We start from the raw sequence: 16,906 nt of genomic DNA, 5'->3' as shown, positions 1-16,906 counted from the left end.
AGGAGGCGGTAGGATGACTGAAGTGTTGCGCCCTGGCGACCTGCATCGGATCACCGATGAGGGAGAAACGCGCAAGATGGAGGAACTGCACGCTCGCATGCAGAAGGCCGAGCAGCAACAGCGCGAAATGCATGACGCTTTCATGCAGTGGGACAAGGTTCGTCCCAACGCGATGGAGCTTGTGATGCGTGCAGTCCGGAATGCCGCCGAACAGGGCATGACCGAAATCAAGGTGATGCAGTTTCCATCCAGCTATTGCACGGACGGCGGCCGGGCGATCAACAACTTCGAGGAGGGTTGGCAGGCCACGCTTCAGGGCCGCGCCAAGACCGCCATGGAGTTCTACAAGGAGCATCTGCAACCGCTCGGCTACAAGGCACGTGTGGAGGTCTTGTCGTTCCCTGGCGGCATGCCGGGCGACATCGGCCTGTTTCTGAGCTGGTGAGTATCGAGGCTGGGGCGATGGCCGAGCAGCCGCGCCCGCGAACCACCAGGCACGACAAATACGAGCGCCTGATCGAGGCGACCCGCTCGATCCCGCCCGTCGCGTGCGCGGTGGTGCATCCGTGCGACGCGGCCTCGCTCACCGGTGCGGTCGAGGCAGCCGAGCAGGATATCGTCGTCCCGACCCTGGTTGGGCCGGAGGCGAAGATCCGAGCGGTCGCGGAGGTGGAGCGGCTCGCGATAGGCCACTTCCGCATGGTCGACGTCCCGCACAGCCACGCCGCGGCCGCCAAGGCGGTAGAGCTGGTACGAGAGGGCCAGGCCCAGCTCTTGATGAAGGGCAGCCTGCATACCGACGAGCTGATGCACGCGGTGGTCGACAAGCATTGCGGCCTGCGCACCGAGCGGCGGATCAGCCACGTCTTCATCATGGACGTGCCGACCTACCCAGAGCTGCTGTTCATCACCGACGCCGCGATCAACATTTTCCCGGACCTGGAAACCAAAGCCGATATCGCACGCAATGTCATCGACCTTCATCTCGGCCTGGGGCTGGGCACGCCGCGGGTCGCGATCCTCTCCGCGGTCGAGACGATCAACCCGAAGATCCCGAGCACGATCGAGGCGGCGGCCCTGTGCAAGATGGCCGAACGGGGCCAGATCGTGGGCGGCCACCTGGACGGGCCGCTGGCGCTGGACAACGCGATCAGCCCGGAGGCGGCCAGGATCAAGGGGATCGGTGGCGAGGTCGCCGGCCGCGCGCAGGTCCTCCTGGTTCCCGACCTGGAAGCCGGCAACATGCTGGCCAAGAACCTGACCTTCCTGGCTGGAGCGGATGCTGCCGGGATCGTGCTGGGCGCGCGCGTGCCGATCATCCTGACCAGCCGGGCCGACAATGTGCGCACGCGCCTGGCTTCCTGCGCGGTGGCCCCGCTTTATGCGCACCATCTTGCCCAGCGCCAGTCGGTGAACGCATGAGCGCCACGATCCTGGTCCTCAATGCCGGCAGTTCCAGCCTCAAGTTCCAGCTGTTCGCCCTGGGATCGGGCGACCTTCTGATCCGCCGCCTCAAAGGGCAGATCGATGGTGTGGGCGGGCGGCATCCGCGTCTGGTCGTGGCGGACGCGGACCGGCAGCCGGTTCACGAGGAAACCTATCCTGGGAACAGGGTCGCCAGTCTGGAAGATGCCCAGGAGCTGCTCGGGAACTGGCTGCTCGGACATCTGGGCGAGCTACCGGTGGCGGTCGGTCATCGAGTGGTGCACGGCGGACCGGACTTCGCCACGGCGATGCTGGTGGACGACGGGTTGATCGAGCGGCTCGCAAGGCTTTCGCCGCTGGCACCCCTGCACCAGCCGAACAATCTGGCGCCGATCCGGTCGATCAGGGCGCGGCGGCCGGATCTGCCGCAAGTGGCCTGTTTCGATACTGCCTTTCATCGTGGACATCCGGAAGTTGCCGATCGCTTCGCCATCCCGGAGGCCCTCTATCAGGAGGGCGTGCGACGCTACGGCTTCCACGGACTGTCCTATGAATATATCTCGGTCCAATTGCCGGAGATCGCGCCGACGGTCGCGGGCGGACGCGTGGTGGCGCTGCATCTCGGATCCGGCTGCTCGGCCTGCGCCCTCATGGACCGCAGGAGCGTCGACAGCACGATGGGCTTCACCGCTCTGGATGGCCTGCCCATGGGGACGAGGCCCGGCCAGCTCGATCCGGGTGTCGTGCTCTACCTGATGCAGCAGGGCCAGGACGCTGCGTCGATCCAGCACCTCCTCTACCATGACTGCGGGCTCATGGGCCTTTCCGGAGGCAGCAACGACGTCCGCGACCTTCTGGCCTCCGACGAGCCGCAGGCCCGGCTGGCGCTCGACTATTTCGTTTACCGGATCAGCCAGGCGGTCGCCTCCCTTGGCGCCAGCATGGGCGGAATCGATGGCATCGTGTTCACCGCCGGTATTGGAGAGCACGCGGTGCCGGTGCGTGCGGCCATCGCGGCCCGCTGCGCCTGGCTGGGCGTGCGGCTGGACCCGGAGCGCAACGCCGCGCACGGGCCGTTGATCACGGCGGCAGACAGCCGGATCCCGGCTTTCGTGATCCCGACCGACGAAGAGCAGATGATCGCCCGGCACACGCTGGCGGTGCTCCGCAGGGCGAAAGGACTAGCGTGATGATCCCGATCCCCATCGTGTCGCTGGAAGGGCGCAAGGCGCTGGTGACCGGCATCGCCAACGAGAGCTCGATCGCATGGGGCTGCGCCAAGGCCCTGCGCGGGCTGGGGGCGGAGGTGGCCGTCACCTACCTGAACGAGAAGGCTCTGCCCCATGTGGAGCCGCTCGCCAGGCAGCTCGAAGCTTCGATCGTCATGCCGCTGGACCTGCGCGTCGAGGGCCAGGTCGAGGCAGTGTTCGAGCGGGTGGCGTCCGAATGGGGACAGCTCGACGTGGTGCTGCACTCGATTGCCTTCGCGCCGAAGGACGACCTGCAGGGCCGGGTGGTGGACTGCTCGAGGGACGGCTTCCTTGCCGCCATGGAGGTGTCCTGCTGGTCGTTCATTCGCATGGCCAAGCTCGCCGAGCCGCTGATGAAGAACGGCGGCACGCTGTTCTGCATGACGTATTACGGGTCGCAGATGGTGGTCGAGAACTACAATCTGATGGGTCCGGTCAAGGCCGCCCTGGAGGCGGCGACCCGCTATCTGGCAGCCGAACTCGGCCCGAAAGGGATCCGCGTGCATGCGATCTCGCCGGGACCGCTCAAGACACGCGCTGCGTCCGGCATCGCCGACTTTGACGAACTCCTGGCGAAGGCCGAGGCCAAGGCGCCGATGCAGTCGCTGGTCTCCGTGGAGGATGTCGGCCGCACCACCGCCTTTCTCGCCACAGACGCGGCGAAGCTGATGACCGGCGAGACCCTTTATGTCGACGGCGGCTACCACATCATCGACTGAAGCCGATTGGCTCTAGCCTTGTTCCTGAGGGGTATCTTCCACCTCAACCAAGCTGGGCTGAAGCAAGCAGCCAAAGGACCAATTGGTGTTGAGAGTCATGCAGTGCGATGCCAGGCCGGCCAAGCCATTCCTGCCCATTCTGCTCGGCGTAGTTGGCGCACTGCTCCGGGCGGCGCAGTGCGTCTTGGCTGCATTGCGTCTTGGCTGCATTGAGAGAGGCCGGCCTGAGGACGAGGACGCTACCGAAAACCCCCACACCGACTTCAAAAAGCCTCATGGGTTCACGATAATCCGGATGAAGTCGTTCATGAGTCAGCACAGCCAGCGATGATGCAGTAGATCTGGAGACGGTCGTGGATGCAAGAAATCTCAAGTTCAGCTTGCTGATCTTATCGATCATCGGCTCCGCCGGCGGCTGCACCATGTCGACAGAAGAGGAGCAAGCCAAAGCCCAGTCCGAGGATCGGGTCGACTGCTCCACACCGGGTGAAGACATCGAAAAGCTCATGGCTGAGAAGAAGAGGGTCACTGAAGAAAGCGGGGGTGGTGCACTCACGGCCGTGCCAGATCCCGCTGTCGTCGAGATCTTGGGTGGCGACGATACCGTCTCGGAGCAGACGCCGATCGACCAGTACATCGACAAGATCGATCAGCGTGTTCTCAAGATTCGAGAGATATGCCTGCCGGATGTCCAATGCCCAAACTGGGTGATTCGCAGCATGTGTTGAACGCGGTCATCCGACCGGCTTGTCTTGCAGAACGGACCAAGCTGATCCGCCTGTTCGAGATCGAGCAACCACCTCTGCCCCCTTTCAGGTGCTGAACGACGGGATTGCAGCGTTCCTGATCCGTGCGCTGCGCGCGGTCGGCGGGGATGCGGAAGGCGGCCATCACGTGTACTTGCCGCACCGAGCGCAAGCCCCGCCCGAACTTGTGGGGATCGGTTCCGGGCAGAGGTATCCCTTCGGGTCCGGCGCTTGCCTTGAGATGAGCTTCGACCGCGCCTGGCTCGATCGGCCGAACCCACTATGGGCGCTCGGGCACCCAATCCTGTCGGCGGAGCCGCTTGCACAGGATCATGTGCGGAGCGACGACGATAGGCTGACGGCGGCGCTTTTGTGGGTGATCGAGCACGCAGCGCTTTGTGAAGCTTCCTCGCTGGTCAATGCCGCTGGCACCCTTAGCCTATCGCTATGCAGCCTGCAGCGGCGCCTCGCTGGGCTCGACATGTCCTTCGAGGCCCTGGTCGAGGCATGGCGCCATAGGCAGGCCTGCCACCGTTTCGCCGGGTCGGACAAGCCGGTGGGCTCGGTGGCGCGGGCGTTAATCTATCGGCACACTGCGCACTTTGTCCGCGCCTTGCATCGTTGGGAGGGTATGACGCAGCGCACCTGCCGCCGGATATGCTTGGCGCGACATGGCAATCGAGCGTCTGCCGACATGGTCGATATGGATGGCCGGCAAGGCATAGGACTGGCAGCCGATCGGATCGGACCGCTCCCGTACACCTCATCAAGCAGACGGTGACGTCCCAGAGCACGCCTCCGGCGCGGCTGGACCAGCGTGGCGGAAGGACTGGCGATGCAAGCGATGGCGGCAGACCCTGCCGTTCAAACCCTCGACGATTCGGCATCGTCTGGCTGGCCGATGGCATGTTTCCCATGGGACCGGACGTTCGCTGTCCGGAGGAGGCCCCGGCGCACTAGGTAAGCGGGGAAGGCTTCTGGATCGACCGGACACCCGCCACCAGCCGCAACATGGCCGTCTGCGCCAAGACGGCCGGCCATGTCGTTCCGGCCGAACCGCCGCCGCGATCTGAAGACTACCCGCACCCTGCTCTGCCACTGATATCGGCAGGCTCGCTCGTCTTCGTCCCGCCCGGCGTTCCCGGCTGCTGCTGGGGCTGGCGCGCTGGCGGCACGTCCTACCGGGCGCGAGCTGGCGGCATCCGCAGGGTCTGTGCGGCACGCACCACCATAATCAGGCAGCGGGGCCCTGCTGCCGCGATCCCTTCGCGCCAACCCCGGCTGCGCCATGCAAGCTGCTGAAGGTCGGCTCGCCTCGCTGCGCCCCGAGCCACTGCCAGCGATGCCCTGGGCGCGCTCTGGTCCGGCACCGAGATGGACACGAAGATGTCCGCGATCTCGACCGATGCAGCCTGGCGCGCGGTGGACACCGAGAAAGCCTCCCTCGATCTCATGGTCGGCACGAGGTTCCTCTCGCTCGACGTCGGCCTGACGCTCCAACCCGGGCGAGCCCAAAGCCGAAGCTGCGATCTCGACGATAACTGGGCCGATCCGCTGCTTGGCCTGTGTGGACGCTATGAGGTCACCGATGCTTGGTTCCTGACGGCTGCAGCGGATCTGGGCGGCTTTGGCGGCAGCTCGGACGAGAGCTGGCAAGCGGCTGCAACCGTCGGCTACCAGCTTGGCGTCCACTGGTCCGCTCAGGCCGGCTGGCGCAGCATGGAGGTGCGCAAGGAGATCAGAGGCCAATTCGTGGAGGTCGATCTGAACAAGCCGGTCCTCGCGACCGCCTGCGAGTTCAGATTGAAGCTCAGGGTCAAGAAGACGTGGCCGTGCTTCAGCGGGCTGTGCTGATAGCTTAGCTTCTGGAACTGGCGGAGGGACAGGAACCTTGCTGCCTGCATGATCTAAGTCTATGATCCATTTAGTTTCATGAGCGCTTCTCGCACGGCGGCGGCGGCGCGATAACCGGTCCCCGGCACGCCGGTTGATGCTTCAGCGTTGAAGCTCTTCGGACTCCAGAGACGAACTAGGCGGCGGCGCGGGTAAGCCGCCAGCGCAGCCATCAAGTCTCCACAGAACCCTCCCACGGCTGCCTGGGTCCCTATGGCGCCCGGTATCGGCTGCTTGCCCGTCCCATTCCGCTGCCAATGGCGCTGGACCTGAGAGAGGACCTCGTTGCACAGACTCCGGGCTTCGCTGGTCGACGGCTTCCAGGCCAGGGACAGATAGAGGTCCTGAGTGTCGGCGAGCATGCTTGGTGACCTTGCCCCTGAAATGCCCTCGGTCTGAAGCTAGGGTCCGTCGATCAGGAGACGGACGATGAAGAAGAGCCGGTTCAGCGAGGAGCAGATCATCGGGATCCTGAAGGAGGGTCAGGCCGGACTGCCGGTTGCCGAGATCTGCCGGAAGCACGGCATCAGCGATGCGACGTTCTACACCTGGCGGTCGCGATACGGCGGGATGGAGGTGTCGGACGCCCGGCGGCTGAAGGTGCTCGACGAGGAGAACCGTAAGCTGAAGAAGCTCCTGGCCGAGGCGATGCTCGACGTAGCGTCGCTGCGCGAGGCGCTGGGAAAAAACTTCTGACGCCCGGCGCGCGGAGAACGGTCGTGACCTGGGCGATCGAGGAGAAGGGCTACTCGCAGCGGCGTGCCTGCGGGTTGATCGGGATGGAGCCGAAGACGTACCGCTATGCGTCGATCCGGCCGGATGACGCTGGCCTGCGGAGCCGGCTTCGAGCGCTCGTGGCGGACCGTCGGCGGTTCGGCTATCGGCGGCTGCACATCCTGCTCAGGCGCGAGGGCGTCGCCCTCAATCACAAGAAGCTGTTCCGGCTCTACCGCGAGGAACGGCTGACCGTGAGGCGTCGCGGCGGTCGCAAGCAGGCTCCCGGCACCCGCGCTCCGATGACGCTGCCGCAGGGACCGAACCAGCGATGGTCGCTCGACTTCGTGTCCGACATTCTGATGGACGGCCGGCGCTTGCGCGTGCTGGTGGTCGTGGATGACTTCACCCGCGAGTGCCTGGCACTGGTCGCCGACACGTCTCTGTCGGGCCGGCTGGTCGTGTGCGAACTCGACCGGATCGTCGAGTTGCGCGGCCGCCCGCTGCAGATCGTCAGCGACAATGGCACCGAGCTGACGTCGCACGCGATCCTGCTCTGGCAGGAGGAGCGAGACGTCGCCTGGCACTACATCGCACCATTGCCGGTCAGCAGACCGGCAATCCGATCCTGAAGGGAGCACCGGCAGGAGCCGGTGCAGGGGCAAGCCGATCCAGAACGCCTTCGTCGAGAGCCTGAACGGCCGCTTCCGCGGCGAATGCCTCAATGAGCACGTGTTCCGGGGCTTGCTCATGGCGCGACGGACCATCGATGCTTGGCGGGACGACTACAACGGCCACCGGCCCCACACGAGCCTCGGCGGCCTCACCCCGAACGAGTTCGCAACCCGGTCCAGACAGGACCACGACCAGAACGGACTCTGGTTATGAACGGGGCCAATCAGGGGGCAAGGTCACGGGCCACCGCGTCCTGCTCGTCGGGCGGAAGCACTTGCCCCAGCAACCATGCACGGCCCTTGGGTCCGAGCAGGTCGGCGTGCGGGCAAGGCGGCACCAGATGGGCATGCAGGATTAACTGGATGATGGTCTTCAGCCGGGCGCGCTGCCGCACGATCTGGTTGCGCCGGGTGACCTGCCGCCGCAGCGCCAGGGTTCGCTGGTCCGGCACCCAGACCTCCGGCAGGAAGCCGCTCGCGTACAGCCGTGCCAGCATGGTCGCGTCGATCACGTCGGTCTTGATGCGCGCCTCGGCGATCAGCCGCACCTGGCCCTCGCTGGCCTCCTTGCCAGCGTCCCTGCGGGAAGCGGATCCATCGGCTCCTGCCGATGGATGGATTGGCGATCGCCACCCGGCCGACATGTGAGCCGATCACCTCCGCAACCGCCGTGGCGTTGCCGGTCGCCTCCACCACCACATGGTCGTCGTGCGCAAGCTACCTTGCGAACGCTCCTAGATGTTCGCGTGTCATGCCGACGCGCCCGAGCCGGGAAATCTTGCCGTCGTCCAGCATCACCGCCTCGGCGAACACGCGGTGGATGTCCGAACCCACCACCCTCATTAGCCCGCCTCCGCCTGCTGTCGTGATCACGGGAGCTGGCGGGCAACACGGCAACTACGGATCCGCCATGCCTCTCCACCACGGCAGACAACATTGCATGTTCGGATACGCAACTGGGCTATTGCATGCAATTTCTAGTAACTGTACTCCACATTGCGATCAGGTGTGTGGGCGACGACGGAGCGCGGCGTGGAGAAGTTGATCATCGAAGTTCGCGTCAACGAGTATGCAATGCGCGACGGCAACCCCAACGTGCCTTGGACGGCCCAAGAAATTGGCCGGGATGCGGCTGCCATCCGCACGGCCGGTGCTTCGATCCTGCATTTCCATGCCCGCCAGCCGGACGGCTCGCCCGCGCACGGCTATGACATTTATGCCGATACGATCCGCGCCATCCGGAACAACAGCGATCTGTTGATCCATTCCACGCTGGGCCAGATCACCGTGCAGGGGGACGAGGCGCGCGTCGCGCACATCCGGCGCCTGGTCCAGGATCCGGCGCTCCGCCCGGAACTGGCGTCGATGGACATCGGCAGCACCAACATCGATGTCTACGACCCGGTGGCGAAGCGGTTCACCACGACGTCCAAAAGCTACGTTAACAGCACCGAGACGCTGCTCTTCTTCGCGAAGACCTTTCGCGAGATCGGCGTCAAGCCGGCGCTCGCCTGCTGGGCCATCCCGTTCCTGCGCTATGTCGAGGCGTTCCAGGAAATGGGACTGCTGGACGATCCTGCCTACCTGCTCCTGGTCCACACCGACCGCAGCATCCTGGGCGGCCATCCGCCCACCGCCGCCGGGCTGCGCGCCTTTCTGGACTTCCTGCCAAAGCGCCGGCCGGTCCAGTGGACCGTGAATGCCAAACCCGGAAACCTGTTTCCGATCGCCGCCCAGGCGATCCACGCCGGCGGGCATGTGGCGATCGGGATCGGCGACGATCCCTATACGGAGCTGAGCGCCCCCACCAACGCCGAACTCGTGCGCCGGATCGTCGATCTGGCGAAGGCCTGCGGACGGGAAATCGCCACGCCAAGCGAGGCCAGGGCGATGCTGAACATCCCTGACTGAGGGAGCCAAGGGCTTTCCGACGACATCGATCAAACAAAAGCAACGGAGGCTAACATGTGGAAGCGAGCAGTTCTCGGCAGTGCCTTGTCACTGGCCATCTCGGTCTCGGCGGCGCAGGCCGAGACCATCAACTGGAAGATGCAGTCCCTGATGCCGGCGGGCTCGACCGCCAACAAGGTGTTCGAGGACTTCACCAAGAATGTCGACGCAATGTCGGGCGGCCGGTTGAAGATCGAGGTCATGCCGGTCGATTCGGTGGTTGCCGCCGACCAGACCCTGGAAGCGATTGGCCAGGGCATCCTGGATGGGCATTTTGGCTCACCCGGCTACTTCGCGGGCGAGGATCCGGCGTTCGGCGTGCTGGGCTCGTTCATGGCGGGCTACGACACGCCGCTGCAGTTCCAGATGTTCTATGAATATGGCGGCGGCACCGAGATCGCCCGCGAACTCTATCAGGACTACAACGTCCATTTCGTGGGTCCGTCCTTCTGGCAGGCCGAATCGATCCCGGCGCGCAAGCCGATCCGCAGCGCCGAAGACTTCAAGGGCGTGAAGATCCGCGCACCCGGCGGCGTGGTAGGCCAAGTGTTCTCCGCGCTTGACGCAAGCGTCGTCTCGCTGCCTGGCAGCGAGATCTTCCAGGCGCTCAGCACCGGCGTGATCGACGCCACCGACTACAGCACGCTCGGCCAGAACGCCCAGGTGGGCCTGTACCAGACCGCCAAATATTCGCTCTATCCCGGGATCAGCTCGATGCCGGCCTGCGACATCTCGGTGAATCTGGACCGCTGGAACGAACTGCCGGACGATTTGAAGGCGATCGTCGAGACCGCGACCAGGCAGTTCGCGGCGGACATGAACGCGCAGACCCTGATCGACGACCAGAAGGCCGCCAAGAGCGTGGTCGCGGACGAGGGAGTCGAACTGATCGACTGGTCCCCGGAGGAACGCCAGAAGCTGCGCGGCATCGCCGCCGAGGCGGTGAAGGAATATGCCGAAGGCAGCGAGTTCGCGAAGAAGGCCTACGAGGCGCACATCGCCTTCATGCAGCAGATCGGCCTGCTCTGACCGGAGGGGCAGGGGCCCCAGGTCCCTGCCCCGCCTTCCTCGCCTGGATGCGTTCTCGCCTCTCTCTCAGGATTTCGCGACATGTGGATCGACCGCCTGTCGAAGGCGTCCGGCGCCCTCGCGGCAGCACTGATCGTCCCGGCGATCGCGATCTCCACCTATGAGGTGATCGCGCGCTACGGCTTCAGCCAGCCAACCAATTGGGTGCATCCGCTGACCACCAGCCTGTGCGCGCTGACCTTCGTGCTGGCGGGCCCCTATGTGCTGCAACGCCAGGAATTCATTCGCGTCACCTTCGTCTATGACCGGTTCGGTCCACAGATCCGGCGCATGATCGACCTGTTCTCCGCTGCCCTCCTGATCCTGTGGGCGCTGGTGCTGAGCTATGCTGCCTGGCTCCAGGCCGCAGCGTCGATCTTCCGCTTCCGCGGCGGGCGGTGGCGCCCGGAGACGCTGGGCTCGGCCTGGGACGTGCCGCTGCCCGCATTGGTTCGCGGCGTGCTGTTCCTGGCTTGCGTGCTCCTGCTGCTGCAGGCTGTCGTGAACTTCATGCGGGCGGCGCGCCGGCTGGAGGTCGCTCATGGAAATTGAGCTGATCACGGTCCTGATGTTCGGCGGCATGATCCTGCTTATGGTGCTGGGCGTGCCGCTCGGCGTGGTGACCGGCATCATCGCCACCTTCTTCATCCTGGACTTCGACCGGCTGAGCAGCCTGATCCTGATCACCGGCCGGATTTACAGCTTCATCAACACCTATGTGCTCGTGTCCCTGCCATTCTTCATCTTCATGGCGGGGATGATGGAGCGCACCGGGGTGGCCCGCGACCTGTTCGACGCGATGAGCGTCTGGGGGGGCAGGCGACCGGGCGGCCTGGCGGCAATGACCACGGTGGTCGCGATCATCATGGCGGCGATGACCGGCGTGGTCGGCGGCGAGATCATGCTGCTCGGCATGATCGCCCTGCCCCAGCTCCTGCGCATGGGCTACGACGAGAAGCTGGCGCTGGGCACGATCGGCGCGGGCGGCGCGCTCGGCTCGATGATCCCGCCCAGCATCAACCTGATCATCTACGGCCTGACCGCCAACGTCTCGGTGGGCGACCTGTTCACCGCCGCATTCCTGCCGGGCTTCCTGATGGCCGGCAGCTTCATCGCCTACATCCTGGTCCGCTGCCACCTGAACCCGGCCATGGGCCCGCCGCCTGCAGACGAGCGCCGCAACATGCCGCTAGGGGAGAAGCTGGCGCTGCTGCGCCGAATCGTCATGCCGCTTCTGATCGGTGCCGGGGTGCTGGGCAGCATCTATCTGGGCGTGGCCGCCGTGACCGAGGCCGCGGCGTTGGGGGCGGCCGCGATGATCCTGGTGGCGGCGCTGCGCCGCGAGCTCACCTGGTCGATGCTGGCCGATGTCTCCATGCAGACAATCCGCACCTCCGGCATCGTGCTCTGGCTGGTGTTCGGTGCCGTGGCATTGATCGGAGTCTACAATCTCCTGGGCGGCACCAGCTTCGTGAAGGACCTGTTCCTCGGCTCCAGCCTGCCGCCCTGGGCGATCATCGGCGTGATGCTGGCGATCTGGGTGTTCCTCGGCGCCTTCATGGAGGGCACCGCGATCTGCCTGCTCACCGTGCCGATCTTCGGTCCGGTCGTGACAGGCCTGGGCTATGACCTGGTCTGGTTCGGCGTCCTGTTCGCGATCACCTGCCAGATCGGCTACCTGACTCCGCCGTTCGGCACGGCCGCCTTCTACATGAAGAGCGTGACTCCGCCGCACATCACGCTCGAGACGATCTTCAACGCTTTTTGGCCCTTCTCCTTCCTCCAGTGCCTGCTGCTGGCACTCGTCTGGGCCTTCCCGATCCTGGCCAGCTACTGACCTGCCGGAACCGCTATCATGACCTCTGCTGAAACAACCCAACCCGTCGAAGCAGCCCCTACAGGCGCGCTGGCGGGCCTGCGCGTCCTCGACATCGGCACCTTCATTGCTGCTCCCTATGCCGCGACGATCATGGCCGAGTTCGGTGCGGAGGTGCTCAAGATCGAGCTGCCCAAGATCGGCGACCATGCCCGGCGCCTGGGCACCCAAACCGAGTGCGGCGATACGCTCGTCTGGCTGAGCGAGGCGAGGAACAAGAAGTCAGTCTGCCTGGACCTGCGCACGCCGGAAGGTGCCAAGCTGTTCAAGGACTTGGTCCGGGTCAGCGACGTGGTGTGCGAGAACTTCCAGGCAGGGACGCTGGAGCGCTGGGGCCTGGGCTGGGACGTCCTGTCGGCCGTCAACCCGAAGCTGATTCTATTGCGCGTGTCCGGCTACGGCCAGACCGGACCATATGCCAACCGGCCGTGCTTTGGCCGGATCGCCAACGCGTTCGGCGGCATCTCGTTCCTGTCCGGCGAGCCGGACCGGCCCCCGGCGCAGCCTGGCTCGGCCACGCTCGCCGACTACATGGCCGGGCTCTACGGTGCTCTTGCCGTACAGATGGCGCTGCAGGCGCGCCACCGTACCGGCGAGGGCCAGGTCATCGACATGGCGCTCTACGAGGCGATCTTCCGGATCCTGGACGAGGTGGCGCCGGCCTACGACCGGTTCGGCTTCGTGCGCCGGCGCGAGGGTGCAGAGACCCCGATCGTAGTCCCACACAGCCACTACCCGACCTCGGACGACCGCTGGGTGGCGATCGCCTGCACCAACGACAAGATCTTCGGCCGGCTGGCCGACGTCATGGGTCGTCCGGAGCTCAAGGATGACCCGCGCTACGCCACCAACAAGGCGCGGATCGAGCGGCGCGGCGAGGTCAACGGCATGGTTGCTGACTGGACCGGGTCGATGCCGCGCGACGAGGTGCTGGCTTGCTGCTCAGGCGCCGAAGTGCCGTGCGGCCCGGTCTACGGGATCGACGAGATCTTCACCGATCCGCACTATGCCGCGCGCGGCAACATCCTGCGCGTGACCGATCCGAGGGCAGGGGAGGTTGCGATCCCGAACGTCATCCCGCGCATGAGCGGCACGCCCGGTGCCGTGCGTTGGCTGGGCCCGGCTCTGGGTGCACATACCGACGAGGTGCTGCGTGGCCTGCTTGGCCTGGATGCGGCGCACATAGAAGAGTTGCGCGGCAAGGGTGCTATTTAGGCACCGCCCGCATCTCGATCCGGAGACCGCATGAAACTGACCTCTCAAGAGCTGACCGCCCGCATCCGCGACATGATCCTGCGCGGAGAGTTCGTCTCCGGCCAGCACCTGCGTGAGGCGGCCCTGGCCGAGCAGTTCGCCGTCTCCCGCACGCCGGTGCGCGCGGCCCTGGCCGCCAACGAGAAGGACGGCCTTCTCGAGTACAACCCGAACCGCGGCTTCATCGTCCGGCCCTTCCATGTCCGCGACATCATCGAAGCCTACGAAATGCGAGCGCTCTTGGAGGGGATGGCCTGCCGGGTGACCGCCGAGCGCGGCATGAAACTGGATGCGGAACGCTCCGCCCGTCAGGCGATCGACCAAGTCGAGAAGCTGCTGCGCAAGACCGGCCCGCTCGACGACCATGCCCGCGATTGCTGGCGCCAGCACAACCAGGTGTTTCACCAGAGCATCATCGACTCGGTCGAGAACCGCTTCCTGCAACCGATGCTGCAGATGGTCCGGCAGATCCCCTCGGTCTACCCACCAATCTTCGCCTCCTACACGGCAGAGGAACTCGCCCAGTACAACCAGGAGCACAAGAAGATCCTGGAGTGCATCATCGACCGCCAGGCGGTGCGGGCCGAGCATTTGATGCGCGAGCACATCCTGAGCGCCGGCGAGACCCTGCGCACCTCGATCCGCGATGCACAGCGCACGGACGACGCCATCGTGCCGACAGCGGAGCATGCCGTCATCTCATCCGCGGAGCCGCCGCGAGGGCGCGCTCCGGCCCCGCCTTCGGAGTGATTCCATGTATGTACCGCCGCGCGCGCTCCTTTTCGTGCCTGCCCATCGCGACCGCTTTCGCGAGAAGGCCGTCGGCTTTGCCGTCGATGCCCTGATCCTTGACCTGGAGGACGCGGTGCCGCCCGTCGAGAAGCCGATGGCCAGGGAAAAGGCCGCCGAGTTCGTCGGGGCACATCCGGGCCGGGCGTTCGTGCGGATCAATCCGGTGCGCGCCTCGACCGCGTTCACCGTCGCCTGCGGGGAAGAGGACCTGGCGGGCGTGGTTCATCCCAGCCTGCGCGGCATCGTCCTGCCCAAGATCGAGGCGGCCGCCGACGTGCTGGAGCTGGATGCGCTGCTGCGCGCCTGGGAGCGGGCCCGCGGCCTGCCGTGCAGCACGTTGGAGCTGATCGGCATCGTCGAGACCGCCAAAGGCATCTTGAACCTCGGCGACATCGTGCAGGCGCGGATCGCCCGGCCGTTCTGCCTGGCCTTCGGTGCCGGCGACTTCACGGGTGACCTCGGCGTCGAGTGGACCAGTGACGAGGCGGAGTGCCAGCATGCCCGCAGCGCCGTGGTGATTGCCTCGCGTGCCGGTGGGCTACCCAGCCCGATCGACAGCGTGTTCGCCGACATCCGCGACAGCGACGGCCTCCTGGCCAATGCGCGGCGGGTCAAGGCCATGGGCTACCAAGGCAAGCTGGCGATCCATCCGGACCAGGTCGGCATCATCCAGGACGTGTTCGCGCCGGAGCCGCAGGAAGTGGACTGGGCACGGCGCGTGCTGAACGGGATGCGGCAGGCCGAGGAGCAGGGCCATGGCGCGTTCACGGTCGACAACAAGTTGATCGACTATCCGATCCTGGAGCGCGCCAAGGCGATCATAGACCGCACCAAGCGCTACGGGAGCTGATCGATCAGGGAGCGGCGCATAGTGACTGTGCTGCCTGCTGGTCGGTGATCAGCAGGTTGGCGTAGCCGGCGGCCAGCACGGCGCGCATGATCTCCCCCTTTTCCGGCCCGCGCAATGCCAGGATGCGGGTGGGCGCCACCGCCAGCCGGTCCGGTGCTACGCCGACCACCCGGCGGTTGACCGGATGTTCGAGCAGGCGACCGTCCGACTTCATAAGATGGCCGAGGAGGTCGCCGACGGCACCCGCGGCGCCGAGCGAAGCCTGTTCCGCGTCGGTCAGAAGGCCGGGTGTCAGGGGTGGCGCATCGGCGCCGAGCATGCCGACGCTGAACAGGACCATCTGCGTCCGTTTCGCGTGGGCGGGGATCTCTGCCACCGAGGCTTGTGCGTCCAGGAGGTCGCGCAGCGCCGGCGCAGATCACTCTGCAGCCGGACGCTCGCAGTATGGTCTGTTGCAGGGTCAGATCCTGGTCCAGCGTGCTGACTTGGGCATAGCCGTAGCTGGCCATAGGGGAAGAAGCCTTATCTCGATAGCCTCTAGAGGATGTTCCGGACTGAGTAGATGACCAGATTGGGGGTATGACGGATGCTCCTCGCGCCTGCCGGTACCCTACTGACTGCAGTCAGGAGGAGTGGGCGTTCGTTGCGCCCTACCTCACGCTTCTGCCGGAGGAGGCCGGGCAGCGTCGGCACGACCTTCGGGCCGTGTTCGACGCCCTGCGCTGGCTGATGCGAGCGGGTGCTCCCTGGCGCATGCTGCCCGGCGACTTTCCGCCCCGGCATGCGGTCTACGACCAGGCCCGGCGTTGGATGATGGCGGGCGTGTTCGAGGTCATGGTGCACGATCTGCGCGTCGTGCTGCGCTTGGCGCAGGGGCGTGCCCCCGAGCCGAGCGCGGTGGTTCTGGACGCACGCACGCTTCAGAGTACTCCGGAGAGCGGGGCACGGGCGGGCTATGATGGAGCCAAGCGGCGCAAGGGCTTCAAGGTACATGTGGCGGTGGACACGCTGGGGCACCTCCTGGCGCTGCACGTCACCTCCGCCACGGACGGGGACCGGGCGCAAGTGGCTCACCTTGCCCAGGCGGTGCAGGAGGCTGCCGGCCAGAACGTCGAACTTGTTTACGTCGACCAGGGCTACACCGGCGCCGAGCCGGCCCAAGCTGCCCAAGAGCACGGCATCGTGCTGGAGATCGTGCACTTGCCCGAGGCCAAGCGCGGCTTCGTGCTGCTGCCGCGACGATGGGTGGTTGAACGCTCCTTCGCCTGGGCCGCCCGCTTCCGCCGCCTTGCCCGTGATTACGAGCGTCTGCCCCAGACCCTGGCTGGACTGCATTTCGTCGCCTTCGTCACCCTCATGCTCAGCAAGACAGTCGCGCTGTTCGACTTGGTCCATAACACGCTCTAGACCTTTCGCGTCGGCTATCTTGGAAGATCAGGAACACCCATGTGAGACAGAGGAGGGTGTCTCGGCTGATCGTCTTGCTAAGGTACACCCTAGTAGAACGCGCCGTTGCTGCGGACGACGCCATGTAGACACCACTGCCGCATCCGGCGTTCAACCGTTCCACCGGCCCTTATGATGCCTTCCCGGCCGAACTGCCGCTAGATCTTCCCCAGGGCACCATGACCTTGAAGTTAGCATCATGCACTGCCGGATCTGCTCCAGGAGCGTCAGGTCCATCGGCGGGCAGTT

The 16,906-nt window shown here is 65.6% G+C and carries 16 protein-coding genes and 2 pseudogenes; 16 read left to right on the top strand and 2 right to left on the bottom strand.

Annotated elements, in window-relative coordinates:
* Positions 1-13: 13 nt before the first annotated feature.
* The 8 genes and pseudogenes from GEMRO_RS0107315 (at position 14) to GEMRO_RS28200 (ending at position 7,635) form a co-directional block, all read left to right on the top strand.
* Positions 14-445 carry a hypothetical protein gene (locus tag GEMRO_RS0107315; RefSeq protein ID WP_027133470.1) on the top strand — a complete coding sequence of 144 codons (432 nt, stop codon included), beginning with the start codon at positions 14-16 and terminating at the stop codon, positions 443-445.
* A 17-nt stretch (positions 446-462) separates the two neighbouring features.
* On the top strand, positions 463-1,422 hold the full coding sequence (locus GEMRO_RS0107310; RefSeq protein WP_027133469.1) for a phosphate acetyltransferase: 960 nt from the start codon (positions 463-465) through the stop codon (positions 1,420-1,422).
* A complete protein-coding gene (locus tag GEMRO_RS0107305; protein ID WP_027133468.1) occupies positions 1,419-2,615 on the top strand; it encodes an acetate/propionate family kinase in 1,197 nt (398 codons plus the stop codon). The genes GEMRO_RS0107310 and GEMRO_RS0107305 overlap by 4 nt, the downstream gene beginning before the upstream one ends.
* Complete coding sequence (gene fabI, locus GEMRO_RS0107300; RefSeq protein WP_027133467.1) at positions 2,615-3,394, top strand: enoyl-ACP reductase FabI; 780 nt, start codon at positions 2,615-2,617, stop codon at positions 3,392-3,394. Before GEMRO_RS0107305 ends, fabI begins: the two co-directional genes overlap by 1 nt.
* A gap of 353 nt (positions 3,395-3,747) precedes the next feature.
* Complete coding sequence (locus GEMRO_RS0107290) at positions 3,748-4,122, top strand: hypothetical protein (RefSeq protein ID WP_157505500.1); 375 nt, start codon at positions 3,748-3,750, stop codon at positions 4,120-4,122.
* Between the two features lie 259 nt (positions 4,123-4,381).
* Entirely contained in the window at positions 4,382-4,921 is a 540-nt protein-coding gene (locus tag GEMRO_RS32485; protein WP_157505499.1) for a helix-turn-helix domain-containing protein, read from the top strand.
* Positions 4,922-5,526: 605 nt separating this feature from the next.
* A complete protein-coding gene (locus GEMRO_RS28205) occupies positions 5,527-5,994 on the top strand; it encodes a hypothetical protein (protein ID WP_157505498.1) in 468 nt (155 codons plus the stop codon).
* A 468-nt stretch (positions 5,995-6,462) separates the two neighbouring features.
* Positions 6,463-7,635 (top strand): annotated as a pseudogene (locus GEMRO_RS28200) (IS3 family transposase).
* Positions 7,636-7,654: 19 nt separating this feature from the next.
* Here GEMRO_RS28200 and GEMRO_RS33345 read toward each other — a convergent pair.
* Positions 7,655-8,264: pseudogene (locus GEMRO_RS33345) on the bottom strand (IS110 family transposase); the annotation flags it as partial.
* 189 nt (positions 8,265-8,453) lie between these two features.
* Here GEMRO_RS33345 and GEMRO_RS0107255 point away from each other — a divergent pair.
* The 7 genes from GEMRO_RS0107255 (at position 8,454) to GEMRO_RS28185 (ending at position 15,211) form a co-directional block, all read left to right on the top strand.
* Complete coding sequence (locus GEMRO_RS0107255; RefSeq protein ID WP_027133462.1) at positions 8,454-9,332, top strand: BKACE family enzyme; 879 nt, start codon at positions 8,454-8,456, stop codon at positions 9,330-9,332.
* Positions 9,333-9,386: 54 nt separating this feature from the next.
* The gene (locus tag GEMRO_RS0107250; protein ID WP_027133461.1) at positions 9,387-10,400 is read left to right on the top strand and encodes a TRAP transporter substrate-binding protein; all 1,014 of its coding nucleotides are present in this window, start codon (positions 9,387-9,389) and stop codon (positions 10,398-10,400) included.
* An 81-nt stretch (positions 10,401-10,481) separates the two neighbouring features.
* Positions 10,482-10,991, top strand: coding sequence for a TRAP transporter small permease subunit (locus GEMRO_RS28190; RefSeq protein WP_051328789.1), 510 nt, complete (start codon positions 10,482-10,484; stop codon positions 10,989-10,991).
* Positions 10,981-12,276: a TRAP transporter large permease gene (locus GEMRO_RS0107240; protein ID WP_027133460.1), complete on the top strand. Its 1,296-nt coding sequence runs from the start codon at positions 10,981-10,983 to the stop codon at positions 12,274-12,276. Before GEMRO_RS28190 ends, GEMRO_RS0107240 begins: the two co-directional genes overlap by 11 nt.
* Before the next feature lie 18 nt (positions 12,277-12,294).
* Positions 12,295-13,530, top strand: a complete 1,236-nt coding sequence (locus tag GEMRO_RS0107235; RefSeq protein ID WP_051328788.1) for a CaiB/BaiF CoA transferase family protein — start codon at positions 12,295-12,297, stop codon at positions 13,528-13,530.
* A 30-nt stretch (positions 13,531-13,560) separates the two neighbouring features.
* The gene (locus GEMRO_RS0107230) at positions 13,561-14,319 is read left to right on the top strand and encodes a GntR family transcriptional regulator (protein WP_027133458.1); all 759 of its coding nucleotides are present in this window, start codon (positions 13,561-13,563) and stop codon (positions 14,317-14,319) included.
* Between the two features lie 4 nt (positions 14,320-14,323).
* A complete protein-coding gene (locus tag GEMRO_RS28185; RefSeq protein ID WP_051328787.1) occupies positions 14,324-15,211 on the top strand; it encodes an HpcH/HpaI aldolase/citrate lyase family protein in 888 nt (295 codons plus the stop codon).
* Positions 15,212-15,215: 4 nt separating this feature from the next.
* Here GEMRO_RS28185 and GEMRO_RS0107220 read toward each other — a convergent pair whose 3' ends face one another.
* Entirely contained in the window at positions 15,216-15,587 is a 372-nt protein-coding gene (locus GEMRO_RS0107220) for a sugar-binding domain-containing protein (RefSeq protein WP_169728334.1), read from the bottom strand.
* 203 nt (positions 15,588-15,790) lie between these two features.
* Here GEMRO_RS0107220 and GEMRO_RS0107215 point away from each other — a divergent pair, with 203 nt between their 5' ends.
* A complete protein-coding gene (locus GEMRO_RS0107215; RefSeq protein WP_027133456.1) occupies positions 15,791-16,618 on the top strand; it encodes an IS5 family transposase in 828 nt (275 codons plus the stop codon).
* Positions 16,619-16,906: the final 288 nt, after the last annotated feature.

This window comes from Geminicoccus roseus DSM 18922 (assembly GCF_000427665.1).
GTDB lineage: Bacteria > Pseudomonadota > Alphaproteobacteria > Geminicoccales > Geminicoccaceae > Geminicoccus > Geminicoccus roseus.
The sequence above is the reverse complement of the archived record's forward strand: the minus strand, read 5'-3'. Positions and strand labels throughout refer to the sequence as shown.